We start from the raw sequence: 13,852 nt of genomic DNA on the forward strand, positions 1-13,852 counted from the left end.
TTTGCTCAATTAATCGAGCGGAACAGGCAGTGCAAACGCAGGCTATACCGCCACTTCCAGCGCCAGTGGCCGGATGGCCAGCTCGAACTCGGTGGCGTGGCCCAGGTAGTCGCCATCGGCGTGGTAAGCCAGGGGCGTGGCGGCCCGCACGGTGGCCTGCCGCACCTGGCGGTAAGCCGCGCCGCCGGTGCGCGGCAGGGTGCCCAGGGCCAGGCCCAGCATCACGCGTGCGGCGCGCCAGGGGGGTAGGGCATCCAGGAGGCACATATCGAGCAGGCCATCGCGCAGGTTGGCCTGCGGGGCGATATAGACATTATTGCCGTACTGCGAGGCATTGGCAAACGCCAACACGTAGCAGCTGGTGCGCAGGGTCTGGCCCTGCGTCTCAACTTCCACCGGCACCGGCCGAAAGTGGCCGTACTCGCGCAGGGTTACGCGCAAGTACGTGCTCAGCCCCCGCGAGCCCGCCTGCGCAAAGTGCTGGCTCACGTGTGCGTCGAACCCCAGACCAGCCGTGCAAAAAAACGGCTGGTCATTAATAAAGCCCACATCCATGCGGCTGAAGGTGGGCTGGCGCAGCCGGCGCAGCGCGGCGGGCAGGCCCAGTGGCACTCGCAGGTGCCGGGCCAGGCCATTGCCCGAGCCGCGCGGCACAATGCCCAGGGCTGTGCCGGTTTGGTCGAGCAGGCCCCTACCCACCTCATTCACGGTGCCGTCGCCGCCCACCGCCACTACCACCCGGCAGCCCGCTTGCGCGGCGGCGCGGGCCAGCTCGGTGGCGTGGCCCGGCCCCTCGGTGGGCCGCAGCAGGTAGTCGCTCCCCTCCACGCCGCCGAAGTGCTGCCGCAGCAACGCCGGAAAACCATCCCGGCGACCAGTGCCCGCGGTAGGATTGAAAATAAAGCAGGTAGGCAACATGTCTCTTTTAATGAGTAGTGGTCAGTAATTAGGGATTAATGCCGTTCGACAAGCAGGCGCAAGCAGAACGACCCTAATCCCTAATCACTGACCACTGACCACTAAACACTATTTTCTACCCCACCATTTTCTCACCCAGCTTCTGGATGAGGTCGGCGGTGCGGGTCGAGTAACCAAATTCGTTGTCGTACCAGCCTACTACTTTGGCCATCGTGCCATTGTTGGAAGTCAGCTGCGAATCGAAGATGCACGAGTGCGGGTTACCCACAATGTCGGTGCTCACGAGCGGGTCAGTGCTGTATTCCAGAATACCCTTGAGCGCGCCTTCCTCGGCGGCCTTCTTCATGGCGGCGTTGATTTCCTCCTTCGAGGCTTCTTTCTTCAGAATCACCGTCAGGTCGGTCGTCGAGCCATCCGGCACGGGCACGCGCATGGCGATGCCATCGAGCTTACCCTTGAGTTGGGGTAGTACCAGACCCACGGCCTTGGCTGCACCAGTGCTGGTCGGAATGATGTTGAGGGCCGCAGCGCGGGCGCGGCGCAGGTCCTTATGGGGCGCGTCTTGCAGGTTCTGGTCCGAGGTGTAGGCGTGCACCGTGGTGATGTAGCCCTTCTCAATGCCGAAGGCATCGTCGAGCACCTTGGCCATCGGGGCCAGGCAGTTGGTGGTGCAACTGGCGTTCGAGATGATGGTCTCGTCGCCGGTCAGCGTGTCGTCGTTCACGCCCAGCACCACGGTCGGGATGTTACCGGTAGCCGGAGCCGAAATCACGACTTTCTTAGCGCCCGCCGTAATGTGCTGGCCCGCACCGGCCTCGTCCACGAAGCGGCCCGTGCTTTCGAGCACGATATCCACGCCCATGTCTTTCCAGGGCAGCAGCTTGGGGTCGCGCTCAGCCAGGGCGACAATGCGCTGGCCGTTCACGGTCAGGCTATTGTCGTCGTAGCTGACCGTGCCGTTGAAACGGCCGTGCACCGAGTCATACTTGAGCAGGTGAGCCAGCGTCTTGTTGTCAGTTAGGTCATTGATGGCCACAATCTCCACATTCTCGCGCTCGAGCAGCGACTTAAACGTGAGGCGGCCGATACGACCGAAGCCATTAATGGCGACTTTAATTTTTGCCATGATGTTGGAAAAAATAAGAAGGGTAGCGGGCTACTGCCGCAGCCCAGGTGATAACGCCCCGCGAAGGTACGGGCCACGGCGGCTTCGCACCATGCCTACCCCCGCCGAGGGCCGGGCATACGGTTTTCTCAGGCTGCGGATGGCTGAGTTCATCTTTTTTCACCTGAAAATCAGCGCCTATTTCACCCCCAGGCCATTTTTTTCGGCCGCGCGTTTGGATTAAAAGTTCATCGCCTTATCTTTGCACCACCAAAACGGAAAATGGTCCGTTCGTCTAGGGGTTAGGACAGTAGATTTTCATTCTACCAACAGGGGTTCGATTCCCCTACGGACTACAAAAAAGGTCTTCTCAGTATCGAGAAGACCTTTTTTATTTCCTATCGTAGCAGTTTGTGTGGTAGTTTCTACTGAACGGCTCCTCGGCTACGGTCGTCGGCCAGGTTAGTGAGCTCAGTGGCTTTCTCGTTTTCGGCGGCCGTAATAAGTTGCTGAATGCGGCGCTCCGACTCGTCATCGAACAGGCTAGCCTTTAGCTCGCCGATTTTCTTCTCGACCTCCGCCTGCTCCTTGGCCCGCTTGGCGGCGGCATCCGCCAGTTTGTTATCGTAGTCGTTCTGCAGCTGCTGGTCGAGCGCGACGTTTCCCTATGCACACTCAGCGAGCAGGCCCGCATCTGTCTACCCTGCCTGCGCGCCATCCGCCACTACGGCAACTTTACCCTGGCCGAACTGCTGCAATGCCTGGCCCACGCCTTGGGCGTAGCGCTAGCCGCCCTGCTACCCGGCCCAGGCCCTACCGTTCAAATAGGGTCTTTCAACCAGGCCAGCACCGGCAATTGCCAAGAAGTTACCATCAACTGCACCGTGATGCAGGCCACCCCCAGTGGCGGCAACGCCTCCAGCGGGCGGGCCAGCGCTTACCAGCCTGCTGCTCGCGGCCGGCAATGTGCTCTGCCTCCTCAGCCAATACCTTCTCCACCTCGAAGACCCAACGCTGCACGAGCTGGCCGCTCAGCTTCAGGCCACGGTGCCCACCTCGGCATTGCTACTCAGTGCCACGCAAGGGTACCGGACGTATGCGCGGCAAAAGATAGGATAGCTGCGTTACCTTGCTAGTGGGTAGCAATGCTCACCCCCTTCTCTATGGGAAAAGCTTCGCCACTCCCTACCTAGTAAAGCTGCTGCGCGCCAGCGGTAACCGCCCAAATTAATGAAATGTCTGCTAGTCCTTGCCTCTCTCTTGGCACCCGCTACTGGCTGGGCGCAAGGTCAGCCACAGACTCGTATACCCAAATCACATCAACCACCGAGTACAGGACCACTACTAGTAGAGAGTATAAATCCGCACTACTTGACTGTGGGACTTGGTGCTTTTCAGTATAGACATTTGAGTGATACACTTGGTAATCACTATGCTACCTCACTTGCGCCGGGTAACTGGGAACTCACTCTGGTCAGGTTTATCAATGCACATTGGGTAGCTGTCCGTTGGAAGCCAAAATCTACTCAATTTTCGGCTGGTGATACAGCAGTTTTTTACCTCTCAAGAGCTACTAAGCCGCAGGTTGTTATTCAACTTTAACCTAGCCACCTAATGAAAACGCTTCCAACCCTTACCAGCAGCCTCGCACTGTCAGCGCTCCTACTCACGGCCCAGGCCCAAACGCCGGCCACGCCCCACGATAACCCTACCCCCGCCAAGGCGACCAAAATGGCCGACCACCGCGCCGCTACCTACCAAGGCCCCAAAGTGGTCAGGGACAGCAAAGCCCTAGGTAAGGAAATGGTGCAAAAAAGCAAGCCTACTGATATGATGCTCCCGCCTCAAGCGCGACCAGTAAAGAAGTAATTCTGAGCTGCTGTGCACCGGCGGTAACCGCCCAAACTAAATGCAAACAGCTTTCCTATCTGCCTGCTTGGGTTTCTGCTTATTTGCAGGAGCACAGCGCCCCCCAGTACGCGATACTGGGCGCTACGTCATGGCCGGTCGTACTAGGCTCGTCTCAGCCGAGGCCAACCTGAAGCCAAACAGGTATGGCAACGGCCGCGACTGGCTAACCGTGCGCGTGGGGGAGCGGCATCTCGCCGTTGGGGAGGGAACATTTACACTAGATTACGTCAAGCCATCCAGGGCCCCCGAGTCGGCTTACCAGCTCCAGCTGCTCACCTACACCTACCGGCTGAACGACTCCGTTTCGTACAACATCAATTGCGCCCACCACCTAACTGGCACGCTCCACAAACTGCGAAACGGGGGCTACTCAGGCACCTTCGCGGGGACTAGCCAAGCGAAGGAAGGCGAAGAATACCCTGTGCAAGGCGACTTCACCAACGTGTTTAGTCAGTAGCCCAGTACCCAGCTGCTCGGCAGCTACAACCGCCCTCACTAATGAAAACGCTCCCAACCCTTACCAGCAGCCTCGCACTGTCAGCGCTCCTGCTCATCGCCCAGGCCCAAACGCCGGCCACGCCCCACGATAACCCTACCCCTGACGGCACTGCCTCCATCTAGCTCACTATCAGCTGGGAGGGCAACCGCCTGCGCCTGGGTACCGGGGCTGTGGTGCGCCCCGACCGCTGGGACGGCCAGCAGGTGAAGGTGCAGAAGGATACCCCACACGCTCCCCATCAACCCCCGCCTGAACCGCGCCAGCGAAGCCGCCGCCGAAGCCTAGCAGCTGGCCACCAAGCAGGGCCGCCGCTTACCCAAAGAAGAACTCAAGGCCGCCGTGGAGGCCGCCCCGCACCTAGCCCCCGTGGCGGAGGCCGCTCCCGCCCCTACCCCCACCACCGGCTTTGCCCGCCTGTTTACGCGCTGGATAAGCGAGCACAGCCGCCGCCCGCGCACCAACTCGAGCCAGCCGCTCTCTAAACTGGCCGTGGCGGGCCTCGTGGCCACCTAGGCTCGCCCTACCTAGGACGCCACGGCGCGGGGCGCGGAGCTGCTGCCCAAGTAACTGGCCCTGACGTTTTACCAAGACTTTCGCACCTACGTCATCGATGAGCTGGGCCAGAGCGTGAACACCTTCGGCAAGCACGTGGACCGGCTCAAGACCTTTCTAACCTGGCGCGAGGACGAGTTGGACCTACCCGTGCACCGCCATTACCGGCGCTTCGTGGCCCCGCGCAAGCGCAGCTAGGTCGAGGCTCTCACCAAGGCCGAACTGCTGCGCGTGGCCAGCCTCGACTTCTAGGACGCCGACACCCGCGCCCGCCTGCTGGAGCTGCGCGCCGGCGTGCGCGAGTAAACCAACCGCCACGAGGGCTCGAGCGCCGAGCGCTGGGTAGCGCACGTGAAACTGGCCCGCGACAAGTTCTTGGAGTGTTGCTACACCGGCCTGCGCATCTCGGATGCCAACCGCGCCGCCTGGAAGCACGTGCACGGCCAGATGCTGGTGCTCGACGACTCGGCCAAGAACGGCGTCACGGTCTACATCCCCTTCTACGACGATGAGTTCTTCTGGCCGGTGGCCCTGGCCGGGCGCTACGAGTACCGCTCGCCCCTGGACTTGCTGGTGCCCGAGTGCTACCGGGCCAATGAGTTTCTGGCCATCGTGCAGCAGCTCGCCGGCCTCAGCTGCCTCAAGCTTACCACTAAGATTGGGCGCAAGACCTTCGCCACGCTCAAGCTCTACCAGAGCGTGCCGGCCCGGCTCATCGTGCAGGCCACCGGCCACCAGACCGCGGAAGCTTTCACCCACTACGTGGGCATCGACCAGCTGCGGCTATTGGAAGAATTCATGCGCAAGTCGGCCCACCGGCGGGCCGCGTAATCACTGCGCCATTACTGCGGCCTCCTTACTTTTACCGCACTATTTTCTTCTTCTATGAAACAAGTACTGCTTTTGCTGCTGGCACTGCTGGGCGGCAGCTTCGCCAGCTATGGACAAGCTACCCCGGCAGCTACGGCCCCCACCTTAACGCTACCTACCGATAGCGCGAGCGGCAAAATTCTCTACGAGGCGGTGGTCCAAGCCCCAGGGGTTTCTCAAGCCGAACTCTACCGGCGCGCGCGCGAGTGGTTCGTCAGTAATTTCAAGGCTTACAAGGAAGTCGTGGGCGTAGAAGACCCAGTTGGGGGCGAGATTGCCGGTACTTACCACTCCCTGCTCACCAAGGTGCTCACTACCTACGAAGTCTGGCGCACCCTAAAGGTCTACGTCAAGGATGGGCGTTACCGCTACGAGCTAACTGACTTTGGAGCGCGGGACATTAAATACGACCGGCAGGTCTACAACATTAATCCTAAGAACCCGAACAACGTCCGCCGCTTCGGGCTAGAAGTAGAGAAGGAGGCGCAGCACGATATCAGCTCCCTGGCCACGGCTATGGCCAGCCCCACAGGCACGACTGCCAAGGGCAAGAACTGGTGAGAGATGAGGCATTTTGTGCGGCAGTTTTCCCGCCGCGCTAGGTAACGGCAGGTAAGCGGGTGCCGACAAAACTGTTAACCCGCCGAAATTGGGCACTTACGAGCGCTTCCCCTACCCTGGCCTAGCGGTTGATTCATCTCCTACGGACTACAAGAAAGCCGCCCTATAGTACGTAAAGCGGCTTTTTGTTTATTTGGGGCACAGCATAGGGTATAAGTCGGCTTTTTCGATTCTTACCGCTTGCCCGAAGGTCTAAGAGCGTGGGAAGCAATAGACTTGTCAGATGCGGTATTGGGAATCTGTCGCATGTGCCTGCAACCTGCTGGCGTCCTTATTCAACTCATCACAATGGAAGCAGCAGGAGTAAGCAGGTAATACAGCACGCAAATTGACCGTGTAAGCGTACCCTACGAAGCTGTTCGGGCAAACGGTAGACGCCCTATTTGCTGGCGACAATGCCGCTGAAATTAAGGTGCGGACCCGGAAAATGGGCGAGCTGTTTCAGGCCAAAATAGCCATGACCCACGCCAACCGGGGCCTGTCTATTATGTAGTAGGACTTACAGCCCGGCGGCCTTGGCCTTCTTTTTGGCTTGCTTGCGGAAGTAGCCGCGCAGCAGAAAGTTATGCTTCAGGGCTTCCATATTCTGGTTGAAGCCGGCCGTGCCCTGCTCCACGTTGCCAAAAGTTTGGCGCAGCTGCCCGCTCATGGCCGTGTCGGTGAGCAGCGTGTGCAGCGGGCCGGTGCCGGTTTGCACCTGCTGCTGCAGGCTTTCCACAGTGCCGGCCAAGGCATCGGAACTGCGGGCTAGCTGGTGGGTGGCATGGCGCATTTGCCCCGCAAACTCCTTGTCGGTCAATAAGTACCCGGCCGGGCCCCGGCCCTGGCGGATGCCGCGCGTGAGGTGGCTGATGTCGTTGGCCGAGGCCTGAAGCGTGGCGGTGGCACCGGCCACGTGGCGCAGGCTCTGGCGCACGTTGGCGGCCACCTTTTGGTCGCCGAGCAGCTGCCAAAGCGCCCGGCTGCCGTTGAGCTTGCCCGTAATCTGGTGCAAATCTTCGGTGATGCCAACCAGGTTTTTGTTCGACACACTCAGCGTTTTCAGCATCTCGTCGATGGCCGGCGGGGTAGTCGTACGCAGCACGTCGCCTTCGGCAATGAGCGGCGCGGGCGCGGCCGTGGCGGTCAGGTTCACAATGGTGTTGCCCACCAGGCCGTCGGTACCCACCGAGGCCACGGCATTCTGGTGCAGGTAGTGCTGCACGTCGCGCTTGAGATGCATCACCACGCGCACCGTGCTGTCGTTTAAAATGTTAATCTCCTTCACCGTGCCCACGGTAATGCCGGCCAGGCGCACATTATTGCCAGTGAGCAGACCCGAAACATTGCGAAAATCGGCCCGCACCGTCAGCGAGGAGCCGAACAGATTCTGCCGTTGCCCAAGCAGCACGAGCGTGACGGCCAGGCAAGCCAGGCCCGCCAGCACAAACAGGACGAGACGGATATGGTGGCTGGCAGTGGGCATCTTTTTAATTTTGAGTTATGAATTGGGAACCTGGTCGACCGTCATGCTTCCCTGCGGTCTGCATGACGGTCGACCAGGTTCAATCATTCGAAAAAAGCGTGGACGGTGGGGTCGGTGCTGGCCAGCAGCTCGGCGTAGGTACCTTCGACGTAGCTGCGGCCCTCGGCCAGCAAAATGACGCGGTCGGAGGTGAGGCGCACGCAGTTCATGTCGTGCGAGATGATGAGGGAGGAGGCGTGGTATTTCTGCTGCACGTGGCGGATGAGCTGGTCGATTTCGCGGGCCGTTACGGGGTCGAGGCCGGTGGTGGGTTCGTCGTAGAGAATGATTTCGGGGGGGACGATGAGCGTGCGGGCCAGCGCGATGCGCTTACGCTGGCCGCCCGACAGCTCGGCGGGCAGCTGGTCGATGGTTTGGGGTAGGCCCACGTCGTCGAGGGCTTGGTGCACCAGTTTATCTTCCTGGCCCTGATGGCCGGCCAGCCAGTGTCGGCGCAGCGGAAACAGCAGGTTTTCGCGCACCGTCATCGAGTCGTAGAGGGCATTGCTTTGGAAGAGGAAGCCCACCTTGGCCCGCAGCTGGTCAAGGGCCGCGTGGTCGAGGGTCGCGATGTGCTGGCCCAGTACCGTGATAGTGCCCGCATCGGGCGTAAGCAGGCCGATGATGCACTTAATAAGCACCGACTTGCCCGAGCCGGATTTGCCCAGCACCACCACGTTTTCGCCCCGGTGCAGCGTCAGTGAAAAGCCTTTCAGCACGTGGTTATCACCGAATGATTTGCTGATGTTGTCCACCGTCAGCACCACTTCAGCTGCCGGGGCGGGGGTAGGGGGCGCGGCGGCCGGGGCGGGAGAAGTAGCGGGCGACATGAGAATTAAATAAGGCCGAGCGCGGTGCTGACGCCGACCGCCACCAGGTCGAGCAAAAAAATCAGGAGCGAGGACAGCACCACGGCCGAGTTGGCGGCCACGCCCACGCCCTCGGTGCCCTTGTTGGCATTGTAGCCTTTGTAGCAGCCAATGAGGCCGATGGCGAAGCCGAAGAAGAAGGTTTTGACCACCGCTGGCAGCACCTCGCCGAAGGTGAGGCGGCCCAGGATGTTGTTGGTAAACAGCGCCACCGAGGTCACGCCCTGCATGTTGATGCCCAAGTAGCAGGCAAACAGGCCAATGGCATCGGCCAGCAGCGTGAGGATGGGCACCATGAGCGTGGCGGCCAGAATACGCGTGACCACCAGGTACTTAAACGGATTAGTGCCGGAGACTTCCATCGCGTCAATCTGCTCGCTCACGCGCATCGAGCCCAGCTCGGCCCCAATGCTGGAGCCCACCTTGCCGGCCACCATCAGCCCCGTGATGATGGGGCCCAGCTCCTGAATAATGGTGAGCCCGACCATAACCGGAATCCACGACGTGGCCCCAAACTGCACCATCGTGGGCCGCAGCCGCAGCGTGAGCACCAGCCCCATGATGAAGCTGGTGATGCCCACCAGTGGCAGCGACTGATACCCCACAACATAGCACTGATTCACCAATTCCAGCCACTCGTAGCGCGGCCGGAGCCCCTCGCGGAAGAACCGGCCGGCAAAGCCCATCATGGCCCGAAGTTCGGTGAAAAGAGGACCGTTGAACATGGGGTGGCGGGGCTGGTGAGCGGGCGGCGGCAGCTACGCTGGGGCAAACGCCGACGACGCCAATAACCCGTTAAGTATCAAATATTTTATCACGCAAAGGTGGGGCGCTCGCACAGCGGCGGGCATGACGGAAATCAGGTTCCCGCCTGATGGTTGTCAGCCCACCGGCTCCGGTCAGAGGGGAGCTTTGCTACCATTTCCATCCTGTGCGGCTGGGCCGCCAGCACCCCCTTCCTACCCCTTGCTATGTACATGCCCGTTCACATACATACCATCGAAACCCGCCTGGCCGATGCCGATATCCTCACCGCCGTGGCGCGACTCTTCGACCAGCCGAAGGGGGTAGGCGCGGCCCGCATTACCACGGCCTGCCGCGAGGGCATCGTGGCGCTAACGGGCTTCACCGATAGTCTGCTGGCACGGCAGCGAGCCGCCGAGCTGGTCAAGGCTATTCGCGGCGTGCGCGGGGTGCTAAATGAGCTGAGCGTGCGCACCCCCGATGTACCCGACGGCGAACTGCGCCGCCGCGTGCAACAGGCCCTGGCCCAGGACCCGGCCGTAAGTGGCTATGTGCTAGACTGCCGGGCCTACGCCGGGGCCGTGACGGTGGAAGGCACTGTGCAGTCGTGGGCTGAAGCGCAGCTGGTGCTTCAGGTGCTGTTTGGGGTGCCCGGCCTGCGCCAGCTGCACAACCACCTGGTGGTGCGCGGTGGCCCACTCACCAACTCCGATGCGGAAATTACGACGCAAATTCAAGCGTTTCTGACTTGGGATATCCGGGTGCAAAGCACGCGGATAGACGTGCTGACCATCGACGGCGTGGTCTACCTCACGGGGGCCGTGGGCTCGGCTGCCGAGCACGACCAGGTAGTGACCACGGCCTACGTAGCCGGTGCCCGCTGCGTGAAAGCCGATGAGCTGCACGTGGCGTACTGGGCCCAGGACCCGGCCCTGAGCCGCCAGAAATTTGCCCCCAAGGCCGATGCCGACGTGGCCCAGGCCATCCGCGATGCACTTCGCTACGACCCGCGCCTCGACCCGCTGCTACCCACGGTGCAGGTGCGCGCCGGGGTGGTTACACTGCTGGGCACGCTCAGCAACCTGCGGGCCCGGCAGGCCGCCGAGCAGGACGCTCGCAATGTGCTGGGAACCTGGGAAGTACACAACTTGCTGAAGGTGCGCAGCGCCCAGCCCGAACCTGACGCGCACATTCAGGCGCAGGTGCAGGCGGCCCTGCTGCACGACTCCTACGTGCGCCGCCGCTGCTTTGCGGTGCAAGTGACCAATGGATGCGTGCAGCTAGCGGGCGTAGTGCCCGACCACTTCGACCGGGAGCGGGCAGCCGACGTGGCCGCTGGTATCAATGGGGTGGTGGAGGTGCTAAACCACGTGCGGCTGGCGGCGGCCCCCGGCGTCCAGGTAGCCCCCGATACCGGCGAGGCAGTGCCCCCTACCCTGGCCCTACTCAGCCGCGAGGCTATGGATGCCCAACTGGCCCAGCGCCTGCACCAGCACTACCACTGGTCGGCCCTGCTTCACAACCAGCCGATTGACCTGGGCGTGCGGGCCGGCCGCGTTACGCTCAGCGGCACTGTCGGCTCGTGGCTGGCCCGCCAGCAGGCCGTGAGTGAGGCCTACGCCTGCGGGGCAACGGACGTGAATAACCACCTGCGCATAATTGCCTGATAGTTAGCAGGAATTGAGTGCTTAGGAGTAAATCAGGCAAAAAATTACCTACCCTGCTCCGGCAATACCGCCAGCTCCGCCGCTACCCGTGCCTGAGCTAGTAAGTTTAATTACAGGATTTTTGATTATCAGCTAGTAAGACCTAGGCTTGCCGGTCTGCCTCGCTAATCCCACTGCTATGTCCGTCGAAATTCTCGCCCGCATTCAGTTTGCCTTCACCACTGTTTTCTACTACATCTACCCGCCGCTGAGCATCGGGCTGGGCGTGGTGTTGGTCATTATGGAGGGCATGTTTCTGAAGACGCGCAACCCCATGTACGAGCGCCTCACGCGGTTCTGGATTCGCATTTCTGCCCTCATCTTCGGCATCGGGGTAGCCACGGGTATCGTAATGGAGTTCGAGTTTGGCACCAACTGGGCCACCTACGCGCGCTACGTGGGCGACATTTTTGGCTCGGCGCTGGCGGCGGCGGGCATTTTTGCCTTTGTCCTGGAGTCGGGCTTTTTGGGCATTCTGCTCTTTGGTTGGCACCGGGTATCGCCGCGGTTGCACTTCTTTGCCACGGTGATGGTAGCGCTGGGCTCCATGTTTTCGGCCGTCTGGATTGTGGTGGCCAATTCCTGGCAGCAAACCCCGGCCGGCTTTCACCTCGTGGGCTCGGGCCTCACGGCGCGGGCCGAAGTCACCGACTTCTGGGCGATGGTCTTCAACCCAAGCAGTATGGACCGGCTTTCGCACGCCGTTATCGGCGGGTTTTTGTCTGGCTCGTTTCTGGTGCTGAGCGTGAGCGCCTGGTACCTGCTGAAAGGTCGGTTTGTGGTCAGCTCGAAGGCGGCGTTTAAGATTGCGCTGGCCGTGGCCACGGTATCGGGGCTGGGCCAACTCATCACCGGCCACCACTCGGCCAATGGCATGGCCGTAAACCAGCCCGCCAAGCTAGCGGCCTTTGAGGGCCACTACGCCACCTTGGCTGCCCGGCCGGCCGGGGCTCCGGCCCGGCCCGCACCCCGTATCCTGCTCAGGGTATCAGTCTTTTCGCTGCTGTTCGGGGCGCTGGGCCTGGCTTGGTATCACCGCAGCCGGCGACCCCAGCACTGGCACCCGCGGGTGGGCCTGCTGAGCCCCGTGCGGGTACTGCCCTCCGGCGAGTTGAGTCAGCCGGTTACCCGCTACATCTGGCCCTACCACGCCAGGCGAGCTACCCACCCGCGCCTGAGCTAGCACACAGTACCGCAGGGCTATGCCCAAGCCGAACGGGTAACCAATGGTGCTGTGTTGCAGCAGTAATTGATTATCCCAGTCTACGCCGTGTTCCGGCCCACCGCGCCGTTCTGGACGAACCACTCGACCGGGCGGCGCTCGGCCACGGGGGCGGGGTAGGCGTCTACGTAACCGCAGCGCAGCAGAAACTGAATGGGCTCGGCTACGCCCAGGGCCCCATTGACTTGTTGGGCGAAGGGCACCTCTTCCAGTATCTGGCTCATGGGGTGTAGAGCGATGCTGCGGCCCCGCACCTGCACCCAGAGGCGCTGCACCCGCCGGCCAGTGTCGAGCAGCGTAGGGGTGGCGCGGTCAGCACTGGTTAGCACCAGCCAGCCCCCGGACTGGCTCACCTGCTCGGCTACCCTGGCCAGACTGGCTTCCCGAAAGCTGGTTTTCAGTACCGTGGCCGGAGTGTAAAAATGCCGTACCCACCACCCGGCCACCCCGTCGATACCCATGCTGGCGGGCGTGAGGCCGTCGCGGTGCCGGGCGGCCTCCTGGTCCGAAAACCGAACCCAGTGGCTTAGCTCCTGCTCGGCCGCGTCGCGGTAGGTTTGCTGGTGGTTGGCGGCCAGGGTCTGGGCGTCCAGCCACTGGCCCTGGGGCGAGTCGCGGCGGAAGAAGTGGTAGTCGGGCTCGCCCACCGTCAGGGCGCGCACGTCGGCCGGGGCCAGCGGCTAGTTGCGGTAGCCCGTGCGCACCGTGCGGCGGCGCAGGAGGCTCGTGATGTCCACGGTGGGGAGGCCCGCGGTTTTGGTCAGCGTCACATCTATTACGCTGGCCGACTGATTATTATCGTTTAGCAGCTGCCAGCGGCAGGCGTAGCCGAGATGATTGGCGGCAGATTCCAGGTTTTGCAGGAAAGCTCCAATCGACAGCATGGTTTCGCGCTGGGTAGGGTCCACGGCCGGCAGCCAGCGGGTGCGGTCGTTGCCGATGGTCCACTGGAAGGGCGCGTGGCGCGTCACTCGCCAGGGTTGGGCATTATGGCCGCTGGGGGCCAGCGCGGCCAGGCGCAGCATTTCGTGCTCGGCGGGCAGCAGCGGCACCGGGCCGGCGGGTAGGGCCGGGTGTGCAGTGGGTTCAGATGGCTTCGTGGCCAGGTAGGCGAGGCCGCCGGCAGTGAGCAGCACGCCCCCGGCGGCCAGCCAAAATTGTCTCCGATTCATCCTGCGGCGCGTAAAGTGAGCACCTGAGCTGACACGGGCCGCGTGCGGACCCAGGCGTCGTCAAAGGTGCCGGGCGGACGGCGGCGGGGGCATGAGTCAGGTCATCCTTTCCGGGGCATTTTGACATGTGGCCTCTGTAGTTGCCGCAGTCGGGGCTAA

Annotated in this window: 18 protein-coding genes and 1 tRNA gene; 12 read left to right on the top strand and 7 right to left on the bottom strand. The window is 62.0% G+C overall.

The window, feature by feature from the left end:
- Nucleotides 1–42 precede the first annotated feature (42 nt).
- Nucleotides 43–918 carry a diacylglycerol/lipid kinase family protein gene (locus LC531_RS12045; protein ID WP_223650535.1) on the bottom strand — a complete coding sequence of 292 codons (876 nt, stop codon included), beginning with the start codon at nt 916–918 and terminating at the stop codon, nt 43–45.
- Nucleotides 919–1,033: 115 nt separating this feature from the next.
- Nucleotides 1,034–2,044 (bottom strand): type I glyceraldehyde-3-phosphate dehydrogenase, encoded by a 1,011-nt coding sequence (gene gap, locus LC531_RS12050; RefSeq protein ID WP_223650536.1) that lies wholly within the window; start codon nt 2,042–2,044, stop codon nt 1,034–1,036.
- Between the two features lie 91 nt (nt 2,045–2,135).
- On the opposite strand from gap, the gene LC531_RS22710 reads away from it, so the two are divergent.
- From LC531_RS22710 to LC531_RS12085, 10 genes are all read left to right on the top strand, one after another.
- Entirely contained in the window at nt 2,136–2,267 is a 132-nt protein-coding gene (locus LC531_RS22710) for a hypothetical protein (RefSeq protein WP_262903281.1), read from the top strand.
- Nucleotides 2,268–2,307: 40 nt separating this feature from the next.
- Nucleotides 2,308–2,379: transfer RNA gene (locus LC531_RS12055), tRNA-Glu, on the top strand.
- A 547-nt stretch (nt 2,380–2,926) separates the two neighbouring features.
- Nucleotides 2,927–3,142: a hypothetical protein gene (locus tag LC531_RS12060; RefSeq protein WP_223650537.1), complete on the top strand. Its 216-nt coding sequence runs from the start codon at nt 2,927–2,929 to the stop codon at nt 3,140–3,142.
- 495 nt (nt 3,143–3,637) lie between these two features.
- Complete coding sequence (locus LC531_RS12065) at nt 3,638–3,892, top strand: hypothetical protein (RefSeq protein ID WP_223650538.1); 255 nt, start codon at nt 3,638–3,640, stop codon at nt 3,890–3,892.
- 130 nt (nt 3,893–4,022) lie between these two features.
- Nucleotides 4,023–4,391, top strand: a complete 369-nt coding sequence (locus LC531_RS12070; protein WP_223650539.1) for a hypothetical protein — start codon at nt 4,023–4,025, stop codon at nt 4,389–4,391.
- Nucleotides 4,392–4,432: 41 nt separating this feature from the next.
- Entirely contained in the window at nt 4,433–4,555 is a 123-nt protein-coding gene (locus tag LC531_RS22715) for a hypothetical protein (RefSeq protein WP_262903282.1), read from the top strand.
- A gap of 244 nt (nt 4,556–4,799) precedes the next feature.
- Nucleotides 4,800–4,946 carry a hypothetical protein gene (locus LC531_RS12075; RefSeq protein WP_223650540.1) on the top strand — a complete coding sequence of 49 codons (147 nt, stop codon included), beginning with the start codon at nt 4,800–4,802 and terminating at the stop codon, nt 4,944–4,946.
- Between the two features lie 114 nt (nt 4,947–5,060).
- Nucleotides 5,061–5,183, top strand: a complete 123-nt coding sequence (locus tag LC531_RS22720) for a hypothetical protein (RefSeq protein WP_262903283.1) — start codon at nt 5,061–5,063, stop codon at nt 5,181–5,183.
- Nucleotides 5,184–5,336: 153 nt separating this feature from the next.
- A complete protein-coding gene (locus tag LC531_RS12080; RefSeq protein WP_223650541.1) occupies nt 5,337–5,816 on the top strand; it encodes a site-specific integrase in 480 nt (159 codons plus the stop codon).
- A 54-nt stretch (nt 5,817–5,870) separates the two neighbouring features.
- Nucleotides 5,871–6,416: a DUF4468 domain-containing protein gene (locus tag LC531_RS12085; protein ID WP_223650542.1), complete on the top strand. Its 546-nt coding sequence runs from the start codon at nt 5,871–5,873 to the stop codon at nt 6,414–6,416.
- A 559-nt stretch (nt 6,417–6,975) separates the two neighbouring features.
- On the opposite strand, the gene LC531_RS12090 is transcribed toward LC531_RS12085, so the two are convergent.
- The 3 genes from LC531_RS12090 to LC531_RS12100 form a co-directional block, all read right to left on the bottom strand.
- Nucleotides 6,976–7,941: an MlaD family protein gene (locus tag LC531_RS12090; RefSeq protein ID WP_223650543.1), complete on the bottom strand. Its 966-nt coding sequence runs from the start codon at nt 7,939–7,941 to the stop codon at nt 6,976–6,978.
- Between the two features lie 83 nt (nt 7,942–8,024).
- Complete coding sequence (locus LC531_RS12095; protein WP_223650544.1) at nt 8,025–8,810, bottom strand: ABC transporter ATP-binding protein; 786 nt, start codon at nt 8,808–8,810, stop codon at nt 8,025–8,027.
- Nucleotides 8,811–8,815: 5 nt separating this feature from the next.
- Nucleotides 8,816–9,574 carry an MlaE family ABC transporter permease gene (locus tag LC531_RS12100; RefSeq protein ID WP_223650545.1) on the bottom strand — a complete coding sequence of 253 codons (759 nt, stop codon included), beginning with the start codon at nt 9,572–9,574 and terminating at the stop codon, nt 8,816–8,818.
- A 246-nt stretch (nt 9,575–9,820) separates the two neighbouring features.
- On the opposite strand from LC531_RS12100, the gene LC531_RS12105 reads away from it, so the two are divergent.
- A complete protein-coding gene (locus tag LC531_RS12105) occupies nt 9,821–11,260 on the top strand; it encodes a BON domain-containing protein (protein WP_223650546.1) in 1,440 nt (479 codons plus the stop codon).
- 178 nt (nt 11,261–11,438) lie between these two features.
- Entirely contained in the window at nt 11,439–12,482 is a 1,044-nt protein-coding gene (locus tag LC531_RS12110; RefSeq protein ID WP_332874879.1) for a cytochrome ubiquinol oxidase subunit I, read from the top strand.
- Between the two features lie 80 nt (nt 12,483–12,562).
- On the opposite strand, the gene LC531_RS12115 is transcribed toward LC531_RS12110, so the two are convergent.
- Both LC531_RS12115 and LC531_RS12120 read right to left on the bottom strand, forming a co-directional pair.
- Nucleotides 12,563–13,183, bottom strand: coding sequence for a hypothetical protein (locus LC531_RS12115; protein WP_223650547.1), 621 nt, complete (start codon nt 13,181–13,183; stop codon nt 12,563–12,565).
- A gap of 18 nt (nt 13,184–13,201) precedes the next feature.
- Nucleotides 13,202–13,693, bottom strand: coding sequence for a nitroreductase family protein (locus tag LC531_RS12120; RefSeq protein WP_223650548.1), 492 nt, complete (start codon nt 13,691–13,693; stop codon nt 13,202–13,204).
- Between the last annotated feature and the right edge of the window lie 159 nt (nt 13,694–13,852).

The sequence above is a fragment of the Hymenobacter psoromatis genome, assembly GCF_020012125.1.
GTDB lineage: Bacteria > Bacteroidota > Bacteroidia > Cytophagales > Hymenobacteraceae > Hymenobacter > Hymenobacter psoromatis.

Excerpts from the sequence above, each read along its gene's own strand:
- LC531_RS12045 (WP_223650535.1), bottom strand. The coding sequence starts at position 918 with ATGTTGCCTACCTGCTTTATTTTCAATCCTACCGCGGGCACTGGTCGC.
- gap (WP_223650536.1), bottom strand. The coding sequence starts at position 2,044 with ATGGCAAAAATTAAAGTCGCCATTAATGGCTTCGGTCGTATCGGCCGC.
- LC531_RS22710 (WP_262903281.1), top strand. The coding sequence starts at position 2,136 with ATGCCTACCCCCGCCGAGGGCCGGGCATACGGTTTTCTCAGGCTGCGG.
- LC531_RS12065 (WP_223650538.1), top strand. The coding sequence starts at position 3,638 with ATGAAAACGCTTCCAACCCTTACCAGCAGCCTCGCACTGTCAGCGCTC.
- LC531_RS12070 (WP_223650539.1), top strand. The coding sequence starts at position 4,023 with ATGGCCGGTCGTACTAGGCTCGTCTCAGCCGAGGCCAACCTGAAGCCA.
- LC531_RS22715 (WP_262903282.1), top strand. The coding sequence starts at position 4,433 with ATGAAAACGCTCCCAACCCTTACCAGCAGCCTCGCACTGTCAGCGCTC.
- LC531_RS12085 (WP_223650542.1), top strand. The coding sequence starts at position 5,871 with ATGAAACAAGTACTGCTTTTGCTGCTGGCACTGCTGGGCGGCAGCTTC.
- LC531_RS12090 (WP_223650543.1), bottom strand. The coding sequence starts at position 7,941 with ATGCCCACTGCCAGCCACCATATCCGTCTCGTCCTGTTTGTGCTGGCG.
- LC531_RS12095 (WP_223650544.1), bottom strand. The coding sequence starts at position 8,810 with ATGTCGCCCGCTACTTCTCCCGCCCCGGCCGCCGCGCCCCCTACCCCC.
- LC531_RS12100 (WP_223650545.1), bottom strand. The coding sequence starts at position 9,574 with ATGTTCAACGGTCCTCTTTTCACCGAACTTCGGGCCATGATGGGCTTT.
- LC531_RS12105 (WP_223650546.1), top strand. The coding sequence starts at position 9,821 with ATGTACATGCCCGTTCACATACATACCATCGAAACCCGCCTGGCCGAT.
- LC531_RS12110 (WP_332874879.1), top strand. The coding sequence starts at position 11,439 with ATGTCCGTCGAAATTCTCGCCCGCATTCAGTTTGCCTTCACCACTGTT.
- LC531_RS12120 (WP_223650548.1), bottom strand. The coding sequence starts at position 13,693 with ATGAATCGGAGACAATTTTGGCTGGCCGCCGGGGGCGTGCTGCTCACT.